This window comes from Bacillus sp. YC2 (genome assembly GCF_019891195.1).
Classification (GTDB): Bacteria; Bacillota; Bacilli; order Bacillales; family Bacillaceae; genus Bacillus.
Genome location: NZ_JAHXDO010000001.1, coordinates 479811 through 502878, shown reverse-complemented (window position 1 = coordinate 502878; position 23068 = coordinate 479811). Strand labels below are relative to the sequence as shown.

General features: G+C 46.0%; 21 protein-coding genes. 7 read left to right on the top strand and 14 right to left on the bottom strand.

The genetic code is table 11. The annotated features are described in order from the left end of the window. Nucleotides 1-2 precede the first annotated feature (2 nt). The 8 genes from rbsC to KY305_RS02420 form a co-directional block, all read right to left on the bottom strand. Complete coding sequence (gene rbsC / locus KY305_RS02455) at nucleotides 3-974, bottom strand: ABC transporter permease (protein WP_223061206.1); 972 nt, start codon at nucleotides 972-974, stop codon at nucleotides 3-5. Next, the gene (locus KY305_RS02450) at nucleotides 964-2457 is read right to left on the bottom strand and encodes a sugar ABC transporter ATP-binding protein (protein WP_223061205.1); all 1494 of its coding nucleotides are present in this window, start codon (nucleotides 2455-2457) and stop codon (nucleotides 964-966) included. Before KY305_RS02450 ends, rbsC begins: the two co-directional genes overlap by 11 nt. Before the next feature lie 16 nt (nucleotides 2458-2473). Next, complete coding sequence (rbsD, locus tag KY305_RS02445) at nucleotides 2474-2869, bottom strand: D-ribose pyranase (RefSeq protein WP_214802380.1); 396 nt, start codon at nucleotides 2867-2869, stop codon at nucleotides 2474-2476. Further along, nucleotides 2866-3747 (bottom strand): ribokinase, encoded by an 882-nt coding sequence (gene rbsK / locus KY305_RS02440; protein ID WP_223061204.1) that lies wholly within the window; start codon nucleotides 3745-3747, stop codon nucleotides 2866-2868. Before rbsK ends, rbsD begins: the two co-directional genes overlap by 4 nt. Further along, nucleotides 3740-4729 (bottom strand): LacI family DNA-binding transcriptional regulator, encoded by a 990-nt coding sequence (locus KY305_RS02435; RefSeq protein WP_223061203.1) that lies wholly within the window; start codon nucleotides 4727-4729, stop codon nucleotides 3740-3742. Before KY305_RS02435 ends, rbsK begins: the two co-directional genes overlap by 8 nt. Nucleotides 4730-4821: 92 nt before the next feature. Then, nucleotides 4822-5955, bottom strand: a complete 1134-nt coding sequence (locus tag KY305_RS02430) for a Ger(x)C family spore germination protein (protein ID WP_223061202.1) — start codon at nucleotides 5953-5955, stop codon at nucleotides 4822-4824. Further along, a complete protein-coding gene (locus tag KY305_RS02425) occupies nucleotides 5945-7036 on the bottom strand; it encodes a GerAB/ArcD/ProY family transporter (protein WP_223061201.1) in 1092 nt (363 codons plus the stop codon). The genes KY305_RS02430 and KY305_RS02425 overlap by 11 nt, the downstream gene beginning before the upstream one ends. Further along, nucleotides 7026-8495, bottom strand: coding sequence for a spore germination protein (locus KY305_RS02420; RefSeq protein ID WP_223061200.1), 1470 nt, complete (start codon nucleotides 8493-8495; stop codon nucleotides 7026-7028). Before KY305_RS02420 ends, KY305_RS02425 begins: the two co-directional genes overlap by 11 nt. A gap of 740 nt (nucleotides 8496-9235) precedes the next feature. On the opposite strand from KY305_RS02420, the gene pgsB reads away from it, so the two are divergent. The 5 genes from pgsB (at nucleotide 9236) to KY305_RS02395 (ending at nucleotide 13592) form a co-directional block, all read left to right on the top strand. After that, the gene (gene pgsB, locus KY305_RS02415) at nucleotides 9236-10417 is read left to right on the top strand and encodes a poly-gamma-glutamate synthase PgsB (RefSeq protein ID WP_223061199.1); all 1182 of its coding nucleotides are present in this window, start codon (nucleotides 9236-9238) and stop codon (nucleotides 10415-10417) included. Nucleotides 10418-10431: 14 nt separating this feature from the next. Beyond that, entirely contained in the window at nucleotides 10432-10881 is a 450-nt protein-coding gene (pgsC, locus tag KY305_RS02410; RefSeq protein WP_061522619.1) for a poly-gamma-glutamate biosynthesis protein PgsC, read from the top strand. 18 nt (nucleotides 10882-10899) lie between these two features. After that, a complete protein-coding gene (locus KY305_RS02405; protein ID WP_223061198.1) occupies nucleotides 10900-12048 on the top strand; it encodes a CapA family protein in 1149 nt (382 codons plus the stop codon). A gap of 6 nt (nucleotides 12049-12054) precedes the next feature. Next, entirely contained in the window at nucleotides 12055-12216 is a 162-nt protein-coding gene (gene edmS, locus KY305_RS02400; RefSeq protein WP_223061197.1) for an extrachromosomal elements maintenance protein EdmS, read from the top strand. Nucleotides 12217-12353: 137 nt separating this feature from the next. Continuing rightward, complete coding sequence (locus KY305_RS02395) at nucleotides 12354-13592, top strand: C40 family peptidase (protein ID WP_223061196.1); 1239 nt, start codon at nucleotides 12354-12356, stop codon at nucleotides 13590-13592. Between the two features lie 35 nt (nucleotides 13593-13627). Here KY305_RS02395 and KY305_RS02390 read toward each other — a convergent pair whose 3' ends face one another. From KY305_RS02390 to KY305_RS02380, 3 genes are all read right to left on the bottom strand, one after another. After that, a complete protein-coding gene (locus KY305_RS02390; protein WP_223061195.1) occupies nucleotides 13628-14353 on the bottom strand; it encodes a sunset domain-containing protein in 726 nt (241 codons plus the stop codon). A gap of 141 nt (nucleotides 14354-14494) precedes the next feature. Then, nucleotides 14495-15352 carry a Cof-type HAD-IIB family hydrolase gene (locus KY305_RS02385; protein WP_223061194.1) on the bottom strand — a complete coding sequence of 286 codons (858 nt, stop codon included), beginning with the start codon at nucleotides 15350-15352 and terminating at the stop codon, nucleotides 14495-14497. A 156-nt stretch (nucleotides 15353-15508) separates the two neighbouring features. Beyond that, nucleotides 15509-16492, bottom strand: a complete 984-nt coding sequence (locus KY305_RS02380; RefSeq protein ID WP_223061193.1) for an LCP family protein — start codon at nucleotides 16490-16492, stop codon at nucleotides 15509-15511. 313 nt (nucleotides 16493-16805) lie between these two features. Here KY305_RS02380 and KY305_RS02375 point away from each other — a divergent pair, with 313 nt between their 5' ends. Continuing rightward, nucleotides 16806-18182, top strand: coding sequence for a sugar porter family MFS transporter (locus KY305_RS02375; protein WP_223061192.1), 1377 nt, complete (start codon nucleotides 16806-16808; stop codon nucleotides 18180-18182). 45 nt (nucleotides 18183-18227) lie between these two features. Here the strand turns inward: KY305_RS02375 and KY305_RS02370 are convergent, their stop codons facing one another. Then, nucleotides 18228-19211 carry an LCP family protein gene (locus KY305_RS02370; protein WP_316252426.1) on the bottom strand — a complete coding sequence of 328 codons (984 nt, stop codon included), beginning with the start codon at nucleotides 19209-19211 and terminating at the stop codon, nucleotides 18228-18230. A 241-nt stretch (nucleotides 19212-19452) separates the two neighbouring features. On the opposite strand from KY305_RS02370, the gene KY305_RS02365 reads away from it, so the two are divergent. Beyond that, complete coding sequence (locus KY305_RS02365; protein WP_223061190.1) at nucleotides 19453-20832, top strand: glycosyltransferase; 1380 nt, start codon at nucleotides 19453-19455, stop codon at nucleotides 20830-20832. Nucleotides 20833-20835: 3 nt separating this feature from the next. Here KY305_RS02365 and KY305_RS02360 read toward each other — a convergent pair whose 3' ends face one another. Continuing rightward, entirely contained in the window at nucleotides 20836-21963 is a 1128-nt protein-coding gene (locus KY305_RS02360) for a Ger(x)C family spore germination protein (protein ID WP_223061189.1), read from the bottom strand. Further along, a complete protein-coding gene (locus KY305_RS02355) occupies nucleotides 21960-23066 on the bottom strand; it encodes a spore germination protein (protein WP_223061188.1) in 1107 nt (368 codons plus the stop codon). Before KY305_RS02355 ends, KY305_RS02360 begins: the two co-directional genes overlap by 4 nt. Nucleotides 23067-23068 lie beyond the last annotated feature (2 nt).

The following is a 23068-nucleotide window of genomic DNA, read 5'->3' as shown; positions in this document are numbered from 1 at the left end:
TCCTATGCCGATTTCTTGCGGTCCAGCAATACCGCGATTAAAATAACGATTCCTTTGACGACGAGCTGATAAAAAGACGATACGCCGAGAAGGTTCAATCCATTATTGAGCGTCCCGATAATCAAAACCCCGATTAATGTCCCGACAATGCGTCCGCGTCCGCCGGAAAGGCTCGTTCCGCCGAGAACGACTGCGGCAATGGCGTCCAGCTCGTATGATTCTCCGGCTGTCGGCTGCGCGGAGTTTAAGCGGGATGTCAGAATTGCGCCGGCCAGAGCCGATAACAAACCTGTCAGAGAATAGATCATGATCTTAATGCGCGGCACTTTAATCCCGGATATCAGCGCCGCTTTTTCATTGCCGCCGATTGCGTACGTCCGCCGCCCGAATGGTGTTTTATGCAGAAGAATCCACAGAATGGCAAACGTGATCAGCATGGTAATGGCGGGAACGGGAATACCGAGAAAATAACCGCGCCCGAATAATTGAAAAGCGTAACCAGAGCCGAGCCCCGTAATCGGATTGCCGTCCGTATACACGAGGGTCAATCCGCGGAAGACCGTCATTGTCGCCAAAGTGGCGATGAATGGCGCCATTTTTCCTTTTGTGATTAATAAACCGTTGATCATGCCGAGGACCGCGCCAATTGCACAGCCAAGGATGACAGCGAGAATCGGATCAATGCCGGATACCATCATTCCGGCGACCAAGGCGCTGGATAAGGCGAGAATCGCTCCTACAGAAAGGTCGATCCCGCCCGTCAAAATCACAAAGGTCATTCCGAATGCGATCAGCGCGTTAATCGCAACCTGGCGAAGCAAATTGAGGATATTTAACGGCTCTAAAAAGCTCGGGTTTAAAATGGAAACGATGATCACGAGAATCAATAATCCGAGAAACGGGCCGAGTTTTTGCGTAAATGTATCAAAAGAAAAGCGCTTTTGTTCAGTTGATTTCATTGGTTCAGTTTTCATCCTGCTGCCCTCCCGTGGCAAGTGTCATAATATGTTCTTGTGTGGCGCCTGCCGCATTGATTTCTCCATTGATGCGCCCTTCGTGGACAACGATGATTCTGTCACTCATGCCGAGGATTTCCGGAAGCTCGGAAGACACCATAATAATGGCGACGCCGCGATCGGTCAGTTCATTCATTAATGAATAAATTTCTCTTTTCGCACCTACATCCACGCCCCTTGTCGGTTCATCGAGGATAAGAACTTTAGGGCCGATCCCGATCCATTTGGCGATGACTGCTTTTTGCTGGTTTCCTCCGGACAAGTGGCGCGCAGCAGTTTCAGAAGAAGCGGTTTTAATGGTCAGCCGCTTGATGAGCAGCTCGACAAATTCCGCTTCGCGTTTTCGGTCAATGATGCCTTTAGGGGAGAAACTCGTCAGGCTCGGCAATGCGATGTTTTCCCGAATGGATGTATCCAGCAGCAATCCCTCATCTTTGCGGTTTTCCGTGATCAGGCCGAGCCCCTTTTGAATGGCGTCATGCGGCCCTTGAATTTTTATTTGCTGTCCTGACATCCATATCTCTCCCGAATCAAGACGGTCGATGCCGAACAGCGCCCGCATAATTTCTGTCCGTCCCGCACCCATCAAACCGGAGACACCGAGGATTTCTCCGGCGCGTACATGGAAACTGACCTCTGAAAAGCTCCCTTTTTTCGAAGCGTTTTTTACTTCAAACACCTTGTCGCCAAGAGAGGGGGCGCGTTCCGGATAACGGTCAGTCAGCTCACGCCCGACCATTTTTTTGACGACATCATCAAAGCTTGTGTCTTTGATGTTGGCCGTATCGACAGTGAGGCCGTCCCGCATAATTGTGATGCGGTCGCAAATCGAAAAGATTTCTTCCATCCGGTGAGAAATATAGACGATGGACACGCCATCTTTTTTTAATGCCGTCATCACTTCAAACAGTTTGCTGATTTCCCGTTCTGTCAGCGCTGCGGTTGGTTCGTCCATGATGATGACTTCGGCGTTTGTCATCAGCGCCTTGGCAATTTCAATCATTTGCTGCTGGCCGACAGAGCATTGTCCGGCTTCCAGATCAAGAGGAAGAGAGACGCCCAGTTTTTTAATCTGTGATTTTGCTAGCGCTTTCATTTTCTTCATATCCAATACGCCGAATGCTGTCGTCAGCTCTTTGCCGATAAAGAGGTTTTCCAGCACCGTCATTTCCGGCCATATATTCAGCTCTTGATGGATAAAAGCGATTCCGTGCTTCTCGGCTTCTTTCGGATTGGAGAAGCTCGTTCTTGTCCCGTTAATTGAGATATGCCCTTTGTCGAGGCGGTGCAGTCCGGTGAGCAGGTTCATCAAAGTGGATTTGCCCGCTCCGTTTTCTCCCATTAAAGCGTGGATTTCCCCCGGCTGAAGCTCAAATGAGACGCCGGAGAGCACCTGGTTTTTTCCGAATGCTTTATGAATATCAGTCATGACGATGTGCATTCTGTATCCCTTCTTTCTAGAAAATCACACCCGCCTGCAGGATGCAGTTGGCGTATGGTGTCATTTCACCTGTTCGAATGACGGCTTTTGCTTTCTGTGTGAGCCGTTTGAATTCTTCGTGGGGGATGTATTCAATCGGCTGCTCTGAAAATCGGCTTTCTAAGAAGCTGGCATTCTCATGGTTTGCGTCTTTGATTTCTGAAGCGGCAATGACCTTTTCAACGGCCATTTCCTCAGCCAGCAATCCGGCGACGTCCCGGAAGGCGGGAACACCCGCCTGTAAGGACAAATCAATTTTGATCACTCCGTCGGGGACGGGCAAACCGGCATCTGCAATCGCAATGAGGTCTGTATGGCCGAAATCGGCTAATAGTTTGGCAATGTGGCTGTTTAAGATACCGTGTTTTTTCATGACAGCAGCTCCTCAACTTCTTCTCTGGACGGCATGCCGCCTTGGGCGCCGAATTTTTGCACCGACAGGGAGGCGGCACGGTTGGCAAACAGAAGCGCTTGTTCAATGTCTTGTCTTTCCGCAAGAGCGACGGCAAATGCCGCGTTAAAGGTGTCGCCCGCGCCGGTCGTATCTATTGCCTCAACAGGAAAGGAGGGAACGAGGCGTTCTGCGGCGCCATTTGAGTACCGCACGCCTTTTTTTCCCTCGGTAATGAACAGTTTGCCGGGATAATCAGCCAGCGCTTCTTCCTTCGTTCTGTCGGGAAATAAGATGGATGCTTCATGTTCATTCGGCGTTACATATGCGGCATCTTCAATGGCTGCTGCTTTCAGCGGACGGGCGGGCGCCGGGTTGAGCATGACCGGGATATGGCGTGCACGGCAAAAGCTGCATACTTCCTCAACGGTTTCTTCGGGAATCTCCTGCTGAATCAGTACGATATCAATGCCGGATAGCTCAGCGATCGCTTTTGTCGCATAGTCAGGAGAGATGTCATCATTCGCGCCTTTGATGACGACGATACTGTTGTCTCCTTCGGCCAGCACAATATGAGCCGTGCCGCTTTCTTTATGTGTAACCGTTTCCATATATTCCGTATTGACGCCGTTTGCTTGTAAGTTGTCGACAATTGCTTTTCCATAGCTGTCATCTCCGACTTTTCCTACCATATAAACGTTTGCGCCTAAGCGGGAAGCGGCTACGGCCTGATTTGCGCCTTTTCCGCCGGGCACGGTTTTAAAGGCTGTGCCCAGTACGGTTTCACCAGCCTTCGGACGTCTATCCGATGTGACGACTAAATCCATAGAACAGCTGCCGATTACGCAAATTTTACTCATGATCATCATCCTTTCTCGTCGTTTGTCTTTTGATGAAAGTGACAGGCATTTGAATGGCCGTCTCTGTCAGCGGTTCTTTTTTTATCATTTGTAACAGCAGGTTTGCGGCTTCTTTTCCCATCTCATATGCCGGCTGGCGAACGGTGGAAAGGGGCGGGAACAGCAGCCTGCTTTGCGGGATATCGTCATAGCCGATGATTTGGATATCTTGCGGGACTTTTTTTCCGAGCCGCAGCGCCTCGTGCAAAACGGCCGCCGCCGCCATATCATTGCTGGCAATGACTCCGTCGGTCTCCGGATATGCGGCAAACAATTCTTCCGCTAAAGCCGCTGCATCGTTCAGTGAAAATGAAGCGGCTGACAACACTTGGAACTGTGCGTCTGCGTGCTGCAGCACGTCAAGTGCGCCGCTGAACCGTTCCTGAGCCGTGGGAAGATGGTCCGGGCCTTTGACAAGCGTGATGCATTTGCTTCCTCCGCGCAGCATTTCCTCGGCCGCGATTTTTCCTCCGGCCCGTCCGTCGCTGAATACAGACGGAGCGCCTTCTTTTGTCCGGTCCAGAAAAACAACCGGGTAAAAACTGCCGCTGTATTCGGGAAGATCAGGATAATTTGTGGCCGCCAAAATTCCGGCGACTTGGTTTTGTTTAAATGTTTGAAGGTAATCAAGCTCTTTTTCCAATTCTTCATCACTGTTGCCGATGATCAGCCGATAGCCTTGGCGCTGTAATTCGTCTTCAGCGCCGCGGGCAAGCTGCGGAAAAAAGGGATTCGTAATATCCGGAAGCAAAAGCCCGATCAGTCTGGATTCTCTTTTATAAAGAGAGCGGGCAACTTCATTCGGATAATAATTCAGTTTCTCCATCGCAAGCATAACCTTTGTTCTTGTGTCCTCATGCACGTAGCCATTGTCATTCAGCACACGGGAGACCGTAGCAACAGAGACGCCGGCAGCGCCTGCGACATCCTTAATCGTTGCCAACAAGCACTCCTCCTTTTAATGTATGTAACCGTTTACATAAGATTATCACGAAGTTTTTCTGTTGGCAATAAAAAAAGGAGGCCGGCCTCCTTTTAATCCACAATACCGATTTGAGAAATATTCACATGAATATCAGGAATAATCTCTATCGACGGATAGACCTCCCGCCATTTGAGGCGTTTGCCTTGTTCAAAATAACGCGATTGATATTTTCGGCCGATTCCCAAGATATCAGTGTTGTGTTCCTGTATGTTGCGGATCACTGTTCCGGCGCGTTCATTTAAGTCTGCCGCAGCCTGTTTGTTGATTTGTTCAATGGCGGTATACGAATCAAGCCTGTCTTTCGGATATTCATCGACGCGCGCGTTAAGCTTTAAGAAAACCTTCACTTTGATATGCTGAGGGTCTGCATTCAAAAATGTAATCTTTTGCGTTGCATCGGTAACGGTGAGAGAAATATAATTTTCAATATCCATTTTATATTTGTTCCAAAGCTTCAGGTTAATGTTGGCGGTTTTAGAAAAATGGCCGTTTAAAAGCGTCAGCAGGGTGGAATCCTGGCCGAGTACCTCGGTCACTTTTTTTTGTCCTCTGAACAAAGCCGAGCCTTCCACTTTCACGGTTTGTCCGTGGATTGCTAAGTAGGGAAGGGCAAAATCCTCATCAGCCGTCAGCATGCTTGAACGGATGGATTGCAAATTTTCCAGGCTGATATTCGATTCCGCGTCAGCGCTTGCTAATAAATTCGTTAAGTATTTACTGACAATCAATTTTTGCCGGACAATCAGCTTAAGCACATCAAGCGCTTCTCCGTCCTTTATGACCGCCGGATGTGCGAGAAGGGGGCTTTTAGCGTCCCTATAGAACACATCCAGATATGGGAAAAGCGGTTTTTCCGTCATTTTTTCTCCGATTAATAATACCCTTTGTTTGGATGTGTCAATCCGCTGATCCACAAGCTTATCCAAGTTAAACCGCGCTTCTCGGACAGTATGTCCCGTAGAGCTGAGCACCGTTGTAATAAACGAGCCGCCGGTTTCCTGTTCTGCTTGGGAAGACTGCACTTTTCGATAGGTGATGCCGATCTTATTTTTTCCGTCATGATCGACATCAAGGCTTGCGGTGAGCACGAGAGAAATATCCTTTAACAAATTTTGGTCCCAGCAGCCCGTCAGCGTAAGACATGCACATATGACAAACAGGAGGATCGCTTTTTTAATGGGCATGGCGGACACCCTTTTTCAAAAGGACGATAATCAGCGCCATACATGCCGGGAAAAGATAGACAAAGATAATATCTGAAAGGCGGACGATATGGTCCAGAATGGAAATCGTTTTATCAGTGCTTGTGGCCCAAATGGACGGAAGAAAGACGAGTACGGCCAGCAAATAAACAAACCGGCTGTGCTGTTTTTTATTAAACAGCTTAGCCATGCCGGTGCTGGCCAGATAAAACACATTCGCCAATGTTGAAAAAACGGTAACGAACCAAAACGTCAAAAATAGTAAATCCGTCCGTTCTATAATCCTGAATGAAACCGTTTTTAACAGATACAGCACAGGCTCCGGGATGATTTTGATTTCCTCGGGGCTGAAAGTGACGAAACAAGTAATGGTGATATACAGATAATAGAAAGTAACCAGAACATTGGTTATCGTCATCACTTTGTAGCGCTGGCTGACGGTGCAGTTAATGAGGGGACCCAATACAAGCATCGATTCAAAGCCGGTGATGCTGATCAGCGTTTGCTGCACCCCTGAGAGCATGTCCTTCATGTTCCCTTGAAAAACCGGCAGAATGTAAGTCATATCGGCTTTTCCGAGCGTGTACAGAAGCGGCAGTGATATTAATAACAAAAGCGGAGTTAAGACAAAGCTGAACCTGGCAATCGCGTTCAGCGGCGCTTGCGCAATATAAACAGAGCCGAGGATGATCATTAAGCTGATGACCCAGTTAGGAGTCAGCGGAAGCACCCAAATATCCAATACTCGTGTGAAAACGGAAAGAATGAGTATGCAAAGAAGCGCAAAATATAAAATATACAGCACCTGCAGCCCTTTTCCGAGAAATTTTCCGAAAACCGCATCAAACATTTCATAAAGGCTCATCTTCGGAAACCGGTAAAATAACACCATATACAGACTGCAGGTGAGCTGAACGATCAACCCGGTCAGCAGGATGGAAATCCATCCGCTGCTTCCCGACTTCACTATCAGCAAATGAGGAAGCGCCAGCACACCGATACTGATTTGCGTCTGAAGGATGAAACACACCGCCTGAAGCTGGCTGATTTTTTTAGGTTTCATCTCTTCTCCACCCCCGAACATGTTTAATTTGTTTGGAATCTTTCGGTCTCAGATAAAAAGGTCTTCTTTTAATGAACCAGGCCGGCAGACGAATAAAGGCATCCTTTAAATCACTGAAATGAAAAGGGGTAAGAGATGATAAATAAGGCACGCCCAGCGACTCGAGCTTGCATAAGTTCATCAGAATGACCCCGAATCCCAGCCCGATTCCGATAAAACCAAATGAAGCCGCCAGAAACATGAGCGGAAACCTGACGGTGCGAATGGACGTGCTCATTTCATATGAAGGAAGAACAAAAGATGAAACAGCCGTCACGGCTACGACGATAACCATCATATTGGAGATAAGCCCTGCTTTAACGACTGCGTCACCAATGACAAGCCCGCCGACGATGCCGATTGTCTGGCTGATCGGTTTCGGAAGCCGTATACCGGCCTCGCGGATCAGCTCAATCGTAATTTCCATAATCATAGCCTCAATCAGCGGAGGAAAAGGAATATCAACAATTGAATTTTTCATCGTAATAATCAGATCATTAGGAATGACCTCGAAGTGAAACGCTATCAGCGCAATATAAAATGCGGGCAGCGTAATCGCAATCATAAAAGCGAAAAATCTGAGCACTCTCAAAAAGCTCGCAGAAATCCACCTTGTGCTGTAATCATCGGGCGATTGAAAAAAAGAAAAAAAGGTAATCGGCGCAATCAATGCGGACGGGCTTCCATCCATCATGACAAGAACGCAGCCTTCCATGACTGAGGCTTTTGCTTTATCCGGTCGTTCCGTATGAATGATCTGCGGAAAAATGGAAAACGAATTGTCTTCTATCGATTCCTCGATAATTCCCGGCGCCAGCACACTGTCAATCTGCAGGTAGGACAGGCGCCGCTTCACTTCGTCAACAATTTCGGGATTGGCGATATTTTCGATATAGATCACGGCAACCTTCGATTTTGCCCTTTCTCCGATATCCATGTAATGAACAGAGAGGTGTCGGTCTTGAATATGGAACCGAAGCTGATGAATGTTCGTATCTAAACTTTCCACAAAGCCGTCATGGGCGCCGCGGACGATGCTTTCAGATTCCGGTTCCGTAATGGCGCGCAGCGGGTTCTGCCCGACGGAAAACAGCTGCGCCTGATCAGAAGCATCGCTGAGATAAACCACTTGCCCCGCTAGAATGCCATCCACAATGCTGCGGACTTCATTTGTTTCTGTGCTGCTGATGGAATCGATTGTGTTCTCAAGGGAGCCGCTCTGCACGGTGTCGCTCAGCAGAAACTCGTTCAGCTTCTGTTCCTCAATCATGTGTTCAATATAAAAAAAAGCGGTTTGACGCTCCTGCAGTTTGATCCTTCGTATCTTTAAATCTCCGCAAACACACATAAGCTCCTGCAATTTTCGGACAGCGGATTCAAAATCGCCCGGTAACAGCCTGCTTTGCTTTTCTCCAGGCATCAGACCGCCTCCTTTCTCAGGGTTATCTGTAGTTTTCAGCGGCTATTCCTATTTTATTCATTTAATAAAACGAGGAATTCTTGATTTTCCTTGATGTTTTACCAAAGTCTGCACAATTATGGATGAACATTTCTTGAACGAATATTAAGTATTGTTAAAATTGTTTCAAAAGGGTGAGAAAAGGCCTGTGAATGGGAAAAAAGAAGATGGACTTTCCGCATAGAAAATGTTTATTTCTTGTAAAGAAGCCGGACCTCCCTTTCTCTGTCAATTTCATGCTGAACTGGTAGTTATTTTGGAATAGGACTGTTAGTCGGGCGAGGGGGATAAATGAATGACTTTATGACCTTATCCTTAAAAAACAGGCTGTCCGTCCGTTTGCGAATATACAGACGAAAACATGCGCTGTGAGCGGGGAAGGCTGACAGAACGGGCTGAAAAAAGATGGATTTCAAGTGCATCTTTTTGTTTCCGGCCTCTTATAGTCCAATTAGTCCGAATTCAAAACCCTGTCAAAATGAAAGCGGATTCATTTGGCAGGAAAAAAATCGGAGTAAGAGTGAAGTCCTGTCTATTCCCAAAAATAGCAATTCAATAATAGGAAGAAAAGCGTCAGTAATAGAGAAGTTTGGCTCAGTGAGGCCGGGAAGATTATGTTACATAATGCCGATTGAGAATTCATAGTGAACCTATATACTGATGAATGAATTTATCAATACAGAAGGGGATGTCAAAAATCAATGTGGTTACTCATTATAGCCTGTGCTGCCGTACTAGTCATCGGAATCATAGAAAAAAGGCGGCATCAGAAGAATATCGATGCTCTGCCAGTACGCGTCAATATTAATGGTATCCGCGGAAAGTCGACCGTAACGAGGCTGACGACCGGAATACTAATGGAGGCGGGCTACAAAACAGTCGGAAAAACGACGGGAACAGATGCGAGAATGATCTATTGGGATACGCCGGAGGAAAAACCGATCAAACGGAAACCGCAAGGCCCTAATATCGGCGAGCAAAAAGAAGTAATGAAGGAAACTGTAGAACGCGGGGCCAACGCCATTGTCAGTGAGTGTATGGCGGTGAATCCGGATTATCAGATTATCTTTCAGGAAGAACTGCTTCAAGCCAATATCGGCGTCATCGTAAACGTGCTTGAAGATCATATGGATGTAATGGGACCGACGCTTGATGAGATTGCCGAAGCATTTACCGCGACAATTCCTTATAACGGCCATCTCATTATTACAGATAGTGAATACACAGATTTCTTTAAAGAAAAAGCCGCAGAGCGGAATACCGAAGTCATCGTTGCTGATAACTCTAAAATCACGGATGAGTACTTGCGGAAATTTGAATATATGGTCTTTCCTGATAACGCTTCACTTGCGCTCGGCGTTGCCCAAGCGCTCGGCATTGATGAAGAAACAGCGTTTAAAGGAATGCTGAATGCGCCGCCTGACCCTGGCGCCATGAGAATTCTGCCGCTGCTCAGTACGAAGGAGCCAGGTCATTTCGTTAATGGCTTTGCCGCAAATGATGCATCTTCTACTTTAAATATATGGAAACGCGTAAAGGAAATCGGCTATCCGACAGATGAACCGGTTGTTATCATGAACTGCCGCGCGGACCGTGTGGACAGAACCATCCAGTTCGCTAATGATGTACTGCCGTATATTAAAACGAAAGAACTCATCCTGATCGGCGAAACGACGGAACCGATTGTCAGAGCCTATGAAGAAGGCAAAATACCGGCCGATACGCTGCATGATCTTGAATACAAATCAACAGATGAAATTATGGAAGTACTGAAAACAAGAATGCATAACCGTGTCATATATGGCGTCGGAAATATCCATGGTTCAGCGGAACCTTTAATCGAAAAAATCCAAGAGTATAAGGTGAAACAGCTCGTTAGCTAGGAGGAAAAGGATAAATGTTCGGATCAGATTTATATATTTCACTTATTTTAGGCGTGTTAATCAGTTTAATTTTTGCGGAAAAAACGGGTATTGTGCCTGCCGGGTTAGTTGTACCGGGATATCTGGGGCTTGTTTTTAATCAGCCGGTCTTTATTTTGCTCGTGCTATTCGTCAGCCTTCTTACATACGTCATCGTCAAATACGGGCTATCCAGATTTATGATCTTGTACGGCCGCAGAAAGTTCGCGGCGATGCTCATTACGGGGATATGCTTAAAAATTGCACTTGATTTTCTCTATCCGATTGTCCCGTTTGAGATATCCGAATTCCGCGGAATCGGTATCATTGTCCCGGGATTAATTGCCAACACCATTCAGAAACAAGGATTAACGATCACATTTGCCAGCACGCTGTTCTTAAGCGGCGCAACTTTTGCCATTATGTTTGCTTACTACTTAATCTAATGTAAGGTGTGTCAAACGATGAAAAAACAATTAAGCTTTCAAGAAAAACTGTTAAAACTGACAAAACAGCAGAAAAAGAAGACCAATCTTCACGTTTTTATCGCTCTGCCTATCGTCTTTTGCCTGATGTTTGTCTGCATACTGACAGGGAAGGCGGAAACGCCGAGTGTGAAACGGAATGCCGATGACGTAGTGTCAGCCTCTTTTGTCGGAGATATCATGATGGGCCGATATGTGGAAAAAGTTACAGGCCGCAAGGGAACAGAAAGCGTTTTCCGTTACGCGAAGCCATTTTTCGAAGCGTCCGATTATGTGTCAGGGAACTTTGAAAACCCGGTCACATATAAAAAGAACTACAAAGAAGCGGATAAAAATATCCACCTTCAGTCAAATAAAGATGCCGTAAAAGTATTAAAGGATATGAATTTCACCGTTCTGACAGGCGCGAACAACCATGCGATGGACTACGGCCCTCAAGGAATGCAGGATACAGTTGAAGAATTTTCAAAGCAAAATCTTGATCTCGTCGGAGCCGGCTTAACGCTGAAGGAAGCCGAACAGAATATTTCGTATCAAGATGTAAACGGAATCAAAATCGCAACTTTAGGATTCACCGATGTATACGGAAAAGACTTTACCGCCAAACGAAATGCACCGGGTGTGCTGCCGGCTGATCCGGAGCTGTTTATTCCGATGATTTCTAAGGCCAAAAAGAACGCGGACCTTGTCGTTGTCCAGACGCACTGGGGCCAGGAATATGATAACGATCCGAATGACAGGCAGCGCCAATTGGCAAGAGCCATGTCAGATGCAGGCGCGGATATTATCGTCGGCCACCATCCGCACGTTTTAGAGCCGATCGAAATGTACCACGGCACCGTCATTTTCTACAGCCTGGGGAACTTCGTATTCGACCAAGGATGGACGAGAACAAGAGACAGCGCGCTTGTCCAATATCATTTGCAGAAAAACGGAACGGGACGTTTTGAAATCACGCCGATGAAAATTCATGAAGCGACACCTGCCCCGGTCAAAAAAGGCAGCGTCAATGAAAAAACGATTATTCGCGAACTGACAAAAGAATCGAATTTCAAGTGGAGTGTTAAAGACGGAAAATTAACGTTTGATGTCGATCACAGTGATATTTTAAAAAAGAAAGCGGAGTGATGAGCAATGAAAATCATTAAAGCCGGCTGGCCGTTCGCAGCTATTATTATGGTATTTATGTTTATGTCAGCTTTTAAATTTAACGATCAGCTGACAGATCAAGAGAAACAAAAAATTGATGCTGAAATGCAAAAGATTCAGCAAGAAGATACATCAGACGCAAAATAAGCAGCAATGCTCCCGGCTTGCCGGCAGCCTGTATTCAGGCTCCACGGCAAGTCTTTTTTTATACGCTTCCTCCTAAACATTTGTTAAAACATACCGATGTTAAAACTATTAAATAGGAGGGAGAGTGAATAGGGAACATGCTCACAAGCTGGAGGAAGTATATGCTTGCTGGCCTTATGATTTGCCTTGTGACACCTGTAATAACGAGAACAGAAATCGCCGAAGCGGACTCTCAAGCTTTTGCGCCGATGATAGAGGAGGCGCAAAAGCTTGTCGGATATAAATATCTTTACGGGGGCGAACAGCCGAGGGAAGGCTTCGATCCATCCGGATTCATTCATTATCTTTTCGCACAGCAGAACATTCATCTGCCGAGAACGGCCGGTGATCAATGGAAAGTCGGAGCCGCCGTAAAAGAAGGCGATCTTTCGCCTGGTGATATTGTCTTTTTCAGAAAATCGGATTCGTCAGAAAACACGCCTGTCCATGAAGGCCTTTATATCGGAGACGGGGAAATGATTCACAGCTCCCAGTCGGCGGGAGTAACCGTTACAAATTTTCAAAAAAGCAGCTATTGGATGAACTTATATCTCGGCGCAAGACGGATTTCAAAAGATCCGGAACTGTCCGATAACCCGATTGTGCAGGAAGCCGAACGGTATCTCGACATTCCGTATGTTTTTGGCGGAAGCACACCGGAAGAAGGATTCGACTGTTCAGGATTTGTTCAATATGTTTTTGAAAACAAGCTGCACATTTATTTGCCGAGATCAGCCGAGCAGCAGTGGACGGTCGGTGAAAAAATCAAAGTGGCGGATATGCAGCCTGGTGACATTATCTATTTCAGCAACACATATAAAAAAGGAATATCTCACGCCGGTATTTATGCGGGCGGAGGCAGATTCATTCATGCCAGCCGCACAGAAAAGGTCACCATTTCCTACTTATCAGAGGATTATTGGCAAAAACGGCTTTCCGGTGTACGCAGATTCAACAATTTGTCGATCCCCAAAGAAAACCCAATCGTTTCAGAGGCGGCTCTCTATATCGGAATCGCCCCATATCAAAAAGGCGGCGTCTCACCGGAAACAGGCTTTGATACGGCGGGCTTTATCCAATACGTCTATCAAAAAGCCGCAGGCATCAGCCTGCCGCGTTATGCGGAAAAGCAAATGCAGGCGGGAACTCGGATTGATAAACAAGATGTAAAGCCTGGTGATTTGGTCTTTTTTAAAGCGGAAAGCTTAAATCCGGCCATCTATATCGGCAACGGGCAAGTCATTCATGCCACCGTATCGTCCGGCGTCACCATTACCAATATGAACACAAGCCAATACTGGAAGGATAAGTATGCTGGCAGTGTCAGGATTCCGTAAAAAAGACTTCAGAGGGTTCTTCTGAAGTCTTTTTTTCATCGTTTCGGCGCTCTGTATCCCGCGTCCTCAGCTTCTTCAACGGAGCAGAACATTCGGACGGGATCTGTCGTCCGGTCGTAGTATGTACTCCCCGGCGTATGATAAATGCCGTTTCGGCTGCCTTTAATGCTGCACCCTTGAGCGGTGTCGGCTGTTTTCGTGTCTGAACTTCCTCCGGAGGAATGGGCGGCCCCCTGTGCCGTTTCAGCCGCTCCGGCTGTTTTTGTTTCTTCTTTTTGTTTCTGCAGCGTTTTATTTTCAGCTTGCAGTGTTTTGTTTGTTTTTTCAAGCTTCTTTTGGGAATCCTGTAATTTCTTGTTGTCTGATTCTAATGATTTGTTGTTTTTTTTCAGCTCGTCGATTTCTTTGCTCAGCTTGCTGAGCTTGTCTTCATTGCTTGCCTCAGCTTCCGCTTTCTCTTTTTTAACCTCTTCACTGATGTTTTCATATTTTTTCTCAAGCGCTTGATGTTCTGTCGATAATTTTTGATAGGCCGTATCAAGCGTGCTGTATTTTTCATCAGCCTTTGTGGCGGCGACATCCGGCCCGGCGAAGGAAGCGCCGATGAGGGTAAGGGCGAGTCCGCCGATGAGAAGCGGCCAAAACAGCAGTTTTGAGAATCGTTTTTCTTTTTTTACAGCTTTGCATATGAGGTGGAAAAATCCGTAGCCAAGTGCAAGGAGAAAAGCGAGAAATCCAAGCACAACCATAACATTTGACATTATATAACTCCTTTTTGCTTTATTTTACAATTTATTTTAAGTTTTGGGAATCATTTTTTAGAACTGTAAGGTGCGGTGTTCATTGCAAAACAAAAAACCAGATCATTACATGATCTGGCTTTTGTCATCGGTGTGCGGATATTATATTTGATTCTCAAGGAGCTGATGAATAAAATACGCAACTCCGTTTTCATCATTGCTTTTTGTAATATACGTGCTTTGTTCCTTCAGCTCATCAATCGCATTGCCCATAGCGATTCTGTTTCCGGCTGCCGCAAACATGGATAAATCATTGGGGCTGTCGCCGATGGCGTAAATATCTTGTTTTTCGATTCCGTAAAGCGATGCAAGCTCCGTCAGGGCCCGTCCTTTGCCGGATTCTGCCGGAAGGATTTCGATAATGTGCTTTCCGGAGGAGGTTTGGGACAGTTTGTGATGATGTTTGATTTCCTCTTTGGCGTTTTTCAGTTTTTCCATATCAAAGGAGAAACAAAGCAGCTTGTAAATATGTTCGTCTCCGTTAAACACCGCCTGTATATCCTGAACGGGCTTAATCCCGAATTGCTTGAACTGTGTCTTTGCGCCTTGCCATAACGTTTGAAAATCTTCCTTTGGATTGGCGCTTTTCAGGATGTCCAGCTCAGCCTGAAGCTTGGTTTCACCATCATAGGGTGAAAGCAGATGATCATCCGTGTACACCTCAAAATAAATTTCTTTTGCCGTTAAATAAGCGGCGATATCTTTTCCGGCCTGCTGGTCCATCAGCATCCGGCTCACGAGGCGATAGCCTTTATCATGAACCGTGCCGCCATTCGCCGCAATGATCGGAATATCCAAGCCTTCGAGAAGCGCTTTTACATCAAAAGTGGCTCTGCCCGTGCAGATGGCCACGAGAATGCCCGCCTCGTCAGCTCTTTTTAAAGCCGCTCTGTTTTCCGGAGAAATCACACTATCCGAGTTTAATAATGTGCCGTCTAAGTCAATTGCTATCAGTTTCATATGTATGGATGCCCTCCTTAAAAATAAAGCTGCTTCGGTTAGTATGTTCAGCTTTTTGCGAAATCAACAGAAAAGCCGTTAGTAAAAGGCTATACCTTCATCTTCTTTTTTTCAACAGAAAAACGGCGGGGTTATCTAAAACCCCGCCGTCGGCCTTTATTCGGCTAAATCATTTTTTAATTTTGTTTTTACTTCTTGAAGCTTCTGTTCATCCAGTTTGAAGTAATAAATATTTTTGCCGTACTGAGGGGTGTAAATATAGCTGTCAGTTCCCGTCAGCTGCAAAGAATCAACTGATTTTAAAGATGTGATAAACGGGAACAGACCGATGGCGTCATTCAGAGATAAGTTCATTTTTAAATTTTTCCCTAAGCTGTCGACAATATCGTCATAAGAAGGGATAGAGCTTAATGATTTAGATTTTTTTATAATGGCGCTCAGTACTTCCATCTGTCTTTGTCCGCGCATCAGATCGGTGTCGGCTTTACGTGTTCTGACATAAGCCAGGGCTTGTTCTCCGTCAAGCGTTTGGACTCCCGGCTTTAACACGACTTTTCCTTTTGTATCCACTTTGATACGATCGGCAATTTTTTGGCTTTTCACGTTTACCGTAATGCCGTTTAATTCATTTACGACATCCCGGAACGCATCAAAGTTACTCTCAACCACATAATCTACCGGAATATCAAGCATGTTTTCTACTGTTTTATAAGTTAAATTATAACCGCCGTAAGCATGAGCGTGCGCAAATTTGTCGTAGCCGTGTCCGGGGATGTTCACATAAGAATCCCTCGGGATACTCAGCATCGTTGCTGTTTTCTTTTTCCGGTTGAAGGTGACGAGCACGTTGGCGTCACTTCTTGCATCATCTACTGTTTCGCCTTTATTATCACGGGCGTCAATTCCTAAGAGCAATACCGTGAAAGAATCTTTCTTAGGGTCAAACTCTTTAATCCGTTTTACGGATTGATCGCCGCGGTCAAGATTGACGTGTGCTTCTTTCGTTGCGTTATTGAGTTTCACATAGGCGTAAGTGCCGACGGAACCGGCAATAACCAATAAGAAAGCAACGGCGACCATTACAAATTTCACCCATTTTCTCAGGCGTCTTTTCTTTTTCCTGTGTTGTGATCGTTCCATATCATTACCTCTCGTTTCTATTCTTTGTGAAGCGTACCATAAAAGTTGACTTGGAGCAAATCTTCATCCGCGGAGCTTCCAGAGCATTCTCTCTATTTCGACAACATGTTTCTGTTATTTTTGCATCAGGTTCACATTATATTTGACGGCAGGAATCAGGAAATGTTTCGTCACTTTGTGAAAAAATAATTAGTGAAAAACTGGGAATTAACAGGACGAAAGGTTTGAAATAAAAGAAAACAGGCTAAAGGATGTCTAGAAAAACTCCGCGCTGATACAGACGATCAGCGAAGGATGAGGGGAGTCTGCACACATGAAAAGCATACATTCGAATAAATGGCTCTATTTTTTCGGCGCCCTCGGCGGTGCGTTATACGGGTATGATACCGGAGTCATTTCCGGGGCCATTTTATTTATGAAAAAAGAACTGGGGCTGAACGCTTTTACGGAAGGTCTCGTCGTCAGTTCGTTATTGGCGGGGGCGATTATAGGTTCGGGGTTTGCCGGCAAATTAACGGATCGGTTCGGAAGACGAAAAGCCATCATGGCCGCCGCGCTGTTATTTTGTATAGGCGGAATCGGCGTCGCGCTGGCTCCGAATACACAGGTGATGGTCCTTTTCCGAATCATTCTCGGACTTGCCGTCGGAACGTCCACAACAATCGTGCCGCTGTATTTATCAGAATTGGCTCCGAAAAATACACGCGGTGCGCTGTCTTCACTGAATCAGCTGATGATTACGGTCGGCATTCTCATTTCTTATATCGTGAATTACATTTTTGCCGAATCAGGGGCTTGGCGCTGGATGCTCGGTTTGGCGGCTGTGCCGTCAGCGGTTCTGCTGATCGGGATTTTATTTATGCCAGAAAGTCCGCGCTGGCTGTTTACCGTCGGCAAAGAAGAGAAAGCGAGAAAGATTCTTGAAGCATTGCGGGGAACGAAGGATATTGATGAAGAAATTGATGAAATGAAAGAAGCGGAAAAACAAAACGAAGGCGGTTTGAAAGAACTGTTTGAGCCGTGGGTCAGACCTGCGCTGATTGCCGGTCTCGGACTTGCGTTTCTGCAGCAGTTTATCGGAACGAATACAATCATTTATTATGCGCCAAAAACATTTACGAATGTCGGATTCGGCAATTCCGCGTCTATATTAGGGACGGTCGGAATCGGTGCGGTAAATGTCATCATGACGCTTGCGGCTATTAAAATCATTGACAAAGTCGGGAGAAAGCCGCTGCTGCTGGCGGGGAACGCAGGCATGGTCATCAGTCTGCTCGTACTGGCCGGAGTCAATCTCTTTTTTGAACATACGGCCGCCGCATCCTGGACGACGGTCATTTGTTTAGGCGTGTTTATCGTCGTGTTTGCCGTCAGCTGGGGACCTGTTGTGTGGGTCATGCTTCCTGAATTATTCCCGCTTCACGTCAGAGGCATCGGGACGGGTGTATCGACCTTAATGCTGCATGCCGGAACATTAATTGTTTCATTGACGTACCCTATGTTAATGGAGGCCGTCGGCATCAGCTATTTATTTATCATTTATGCCGCAATCGGCGTCGCAGCTTTTTTATTTGTCCGGTTTAAAGTGACTGAGACGAAGGGCAAAAGCCTTGAAGAAATTGAACAAGATTTGCGAAACCGTAACGGAGACACGGGATCAGCCGCAAATCAGCAAACGGTTAATCCGTAACATCAGGCGGGAGAGGGGCGGTGTCAAACCGGCCCTCTCAGCCGTTTAATCAGCCAATTCTTCCTTTAACTTCGTTTTTACCTCTTCAAGTGTTTCTTCATCTAATTTTAAATAGTAGAGTTTTTTTCCCTCTCCGTCATTGTACAGATACTGATCTGAGCCGGTCAGCTGCAATGAATCGACAGATTTGATCGACGCGATAAAAGGAAACAAACCGATCGCTTCTTTTAAAGACAGACTCATTTTTATATTTTTTCCTAACGTATCGACAATATTGTCGTAAGAAGGGATCGAGCTTAACGATTTTGATTTTTTGATAATGGATTTCAGTACTTCCATTTGCCGTTCGCCGCGTTTGAAATCAGTATCCGCTTTACGAGTTCTTACATAAGCTAACGCCTCTTCCCCGTCAAGCGTCTGAACACCAGGCTGTAATGCGACCTTTCCTTTTGTATCTTTTTTTATTTGATCAGCGATTTTTTGGTTTTTTACATTGACCTGGACACCGTCTAATTCATTCACCACATCTCTGAATGCTTCGAAATTTCCTTCCACCACGTAATCTACCGGTATATCAAGAAAGCTTTCAGCCGTTTTATAACTGAGGGTATATCCCCCGAAAGCATGAGCGTGGGTGAACTTATCATGGCCATGACCCGGTATGTTGACATAAGAATCTCTCGGAATGCTGAGCATCGTCGCTGTTTTCTTTTTGCGGTTGAACGTAACGAGCACGTTCGCATCACTTCTTGCATCATCGACCGTTTCACCCTGCGAGGCTCTCCCGTCAATGCCTAACAGCAATATCGTGAATGAATCTTTCTTCGGATCAAATTCTTTAATCCGTTTGACGGACTGCTTGCCCCGCTCCAGTTCAACATGGGCTTCCTTAGAAGCATGATTCAGTTTTATATAGGCGTAAACTCCGGCGGCAGCAGCGATAAACAGAAAAAAACAAACGGCTGTTGCTGTAATGACCGCCCATTTTTTCAGGCGCTTTTTCTTATTGTGACGTTCGGATCGTTCCACTTTGCTACCTCTCATTTCTCCTCTGTTTACAGCATTCTCTCCGGCGTACGTGAGAGATCAGCCTATTACATTGGACGAAAGGAGGGAGGGAATGTTTCGCTTTTAGTGAAAAAACAGGATATATATCATACGAAAGGTAATTATGGATGGGTTTCACATATCTTGCAATCACGTGCTATTACATAAAAGCCCGCGTCATTTCATACGTTAGAACAAAGTCACGGAAAAGGCGGGGATTCCGGTGAAAACGAGCATTATTATTCTTACATACAATGAGCTGGAGCTGACGAAAAAATGTCTGGCCAGCATAGAAAAATACACCGATCAGGAAGAGATTGAGCTCATTATAGTGGATAACGGTTCTTCAGACGGGACAAAAGACTACTTATCAAAGCTCCCGAACGCCAAAGTGATAATAAATGAAAAAAACCTCGGGTTCGCCAAAGGCTGCAACCAAGGAATCGAAGCGGCGGCGGGGGACAATCTGCTTTTTCTTAACAACGATACAATAGTGACGAAAAATTGGCTCAGCAATATGCTGCGGGTGCTTTATCAATCGGAGCAGACCGGAATGGTCGGTCCTGTCAGCAACTACGTCAGCGGCGCGCAAATGCTTCCTGATACGTATCAAACGTTAGAAGAAATGGAACCCTTTGCAGAGGCTTATTGTGAAAGGGAAAAGCATAAAACGAAACGAGTGCTGCGGCTTGTCGGCTTTTGCCTTCTCGTCAAAAGAAACGTCATCGAAGAGATAGGGCCGTTTGATGAACGGTTCGGATACGGCTCTTTTGAAGATGATGATTTATGCCTGCGTGCCCTGCAAAAGGGCTACAGCTTGGAAATCGCCCTTGATGCCTTTGTACATCACCACGGCCATGCCACATTTACGGCCAATCAAGATATCAATATCAATGATTTGTATATGGAAAACCGCCAGCGCTTTACTGAAAAATGGGGCACCGATTTCACTTATTTCACCCATCCAAGGCCGGAAATTGCTGATCTTGTGCCGCCGGAAGCAAAACGGATACTTGACGTCGGATGCGGCGCGGGAGCTACGGGATTAGAGCTGATGAACAGGCAGTCCTGTGAGCTGTACGGTGTCGAGCTGCATCCATTGGCGGCAAAAGCTGCAAAAGGACATTACCAAGAAGTTTTGGAAGAAGACGTTGAAGAAGTGAAGCTTCCTTATCCCGAAGGCTTTTTTGATTGTATGATATTTGCTGACATACTGGAGCACTTAAAGGACCCGTGGAGCGTCATCCAATCCTATGCGGCCCATTTATCCCCGTCAGGCTCGATCGTTTGCAGCATTCCGAATATTTCTCATGCGGAAGCGTTATATCCGCTTCTTCTCGGTGAATGGAATTACAGAGACGCCGGCATTCTGGACCGCACCCATCTGCGGTTTTTTACGCCGCAGACGGTGCACACACTCTTTCCGCTAGACCGATTTGAAGTGAAAAAGCAGGCCTATACGTATGTCCATATTGATGGGCGCGTGCAGCTGTTTTTACAGGAAATCACCCGCTTGGCGCAGGCTATGCAATTTCCTGTTACGCAGCTCCCTGAACAAAGCCGGATATATCAAATTCTGCTTCGCGTTGAAAAAAAACGCTGATGTTCATCGTCCTATCGTTCCGAAATTGACAATTTGAAGAGAGATGTCATAATCAAACGACGCTTCAGAAAACGTCTTATCCCAGTGATGTTTGACCTTCCTCCAATAATTCGGATAGTGAATTCTGACACTGTCGGAAAAGAACACAGGGTCTGCTTCATATTGGCCTTGGAGCTTATCAATGACATCTTTTACGTCACTTTTTAATTTTTTTTCAAAAATCCGCTCCATTTTGTCTAAATAGCGATTATCGAATGAATCTTCGGCGGTCGATTGATTTTCGGACAGCAGCCCCTTTGTTTTCACAGATACATGAAATGACAGCTTTCCGTTTTTTAAGCGGGGAGTGATCTTTGACTTTGATTTCTTAATTTCAAAGGTAATAGGGCGGTTTTTATCCTCTGCGGGCAAAACACCGCCCTCAATTGTCCCCGCCAGCCAATTGAGGCTCTGTGTCTCATAAGCCGACAAAAAACCGGCGAGCTTATTTTGTTTTCTGCTTTTTATAATGGCGGCTCCGTCATACACCGTTTTCCCGTTCTTATTCACGACCGCCTGAATCAGAAAACTGAGCTTGTTATGGCAGTAAACGGATGCTCTTCCGATCCGAAGCGGCTTTAAAATTTTTCCGGTATAGCCCCCGTTATTGGTGAGGTCGATCAGCTTCTCTGCCGGCATGGGCTGCTGCTGGTTCGGCGTCGGCTCTGTTAAAATATCGGATGCTTTTCCTCTCGCCGCAAAAATATAGCTGCTTCGCCGTAATTCATCATCACGGATAAAATGATTCATCATTTGCTGCATATTTTGGTCAGCCAGCAGTTTTTCACTGAAAATAAGAACCTTTAAATGATCGCTGTAAACGGGCGGGTCCTTTAAAGATACGTCACTGACCGCTTCAAGAATGGTATCCCCCCGCGTTGTCACATTCACAAAAGCGGGTCTGCCGGAAGCCTGGCTGTTTTCGCTTTGGGGGAGCAGGTTTTGATAGGTTAATTTATATTGATGGTCACTTGTCTCATCAATAGCCAGCCCCCGCGCAAATGAAAGCCTCTCGACCTCCTTGGCGTCCCAGCAGCCGGAAAGCGCAATTAGTATGAACAGTGCCGCCGTCAATTTTACGAAATGTCTCATGACGTCTGTTTCCTCCTGAATGTTTTTTTCACCCAGCTTGAAAACCAAATGAGAAAAGGAATCATGATCACGGCAAAAAACAGATATCCGAGCATGGTTCCGTATGCAAACACGCTGTTAATGTCTTCGGGGTACATAGAAATACCGAACGCGGCCGCCAATAATCCCATCAAAAGCCAGACATTATTTTTATTTTTCAGCCGGAAAAGGGTATTTAATCCGAGATGTGCTCCTTTAAAAGAACCCAGCATGCAGGTAAACTGCTGGCAGGTCCACATGACCAGCAAAAAGATATCAAACCGCTCAATGAAAATGCCCTGAATTTCTAACGCATGTATAAGGGAAATCGTCGGCCACGTCACCGCCTTCGCCTCAGCGACCGTCATACAGCCGATGACGATCAGCAAGGTAATGCTGTAAAACAAAGAGGAGAGCCCAATCCCGAAGGCGACCGCTTTTTTCGCCTGGCGCGGATCTTTCATAAACGGCACTAAATAGATAATCACTTCCAAGCCTGAGAAATAAAGAAGAGTTTTCGGAAAGAGACTGATAAAGCTCTTGTATCCGCCTTCCATGACCGGACGAATAAAATCGAGATTAAACAATCTCAGACTGAATATGAGCAGGGTAAGAAAGATCACAATCGTTATCGGAAAAATATAGGCGTAAAGCTTGGAAATCGGATAGACGCCGCCTGTCACATGATAAAGGCCGACCGCCAGAAAGATAAATACGACCACACTCATCGGCGTATTTTTTAATAAAAAATAATTCGTGACCTCTCCGAGAAATCGGGCTTGAAAACAAACGGTAAGAATGAAATAAAAACTGATAAATATATTCAATAAAGACCCGAGGACGCGGCCCATAATGTCCCGATTCAGCTCATAAATGGTTTTTTTACTGTTTTTCAGCAGAAAAGGCATAAAAAGCAGGACGAGGCCGATATACACGGCGCCCTCAATCAGAATAATGATCCACCCGCTCGGGCTGTCTGTTAATGCGGCAGAACGGGGGAGCGTTAGAACGCCGGAGCCGATCATCGTCCCGCTTACCATGAGGAGGGTTTGCATAAATGACAGCTTATCTTCAGATTGCTTCATGG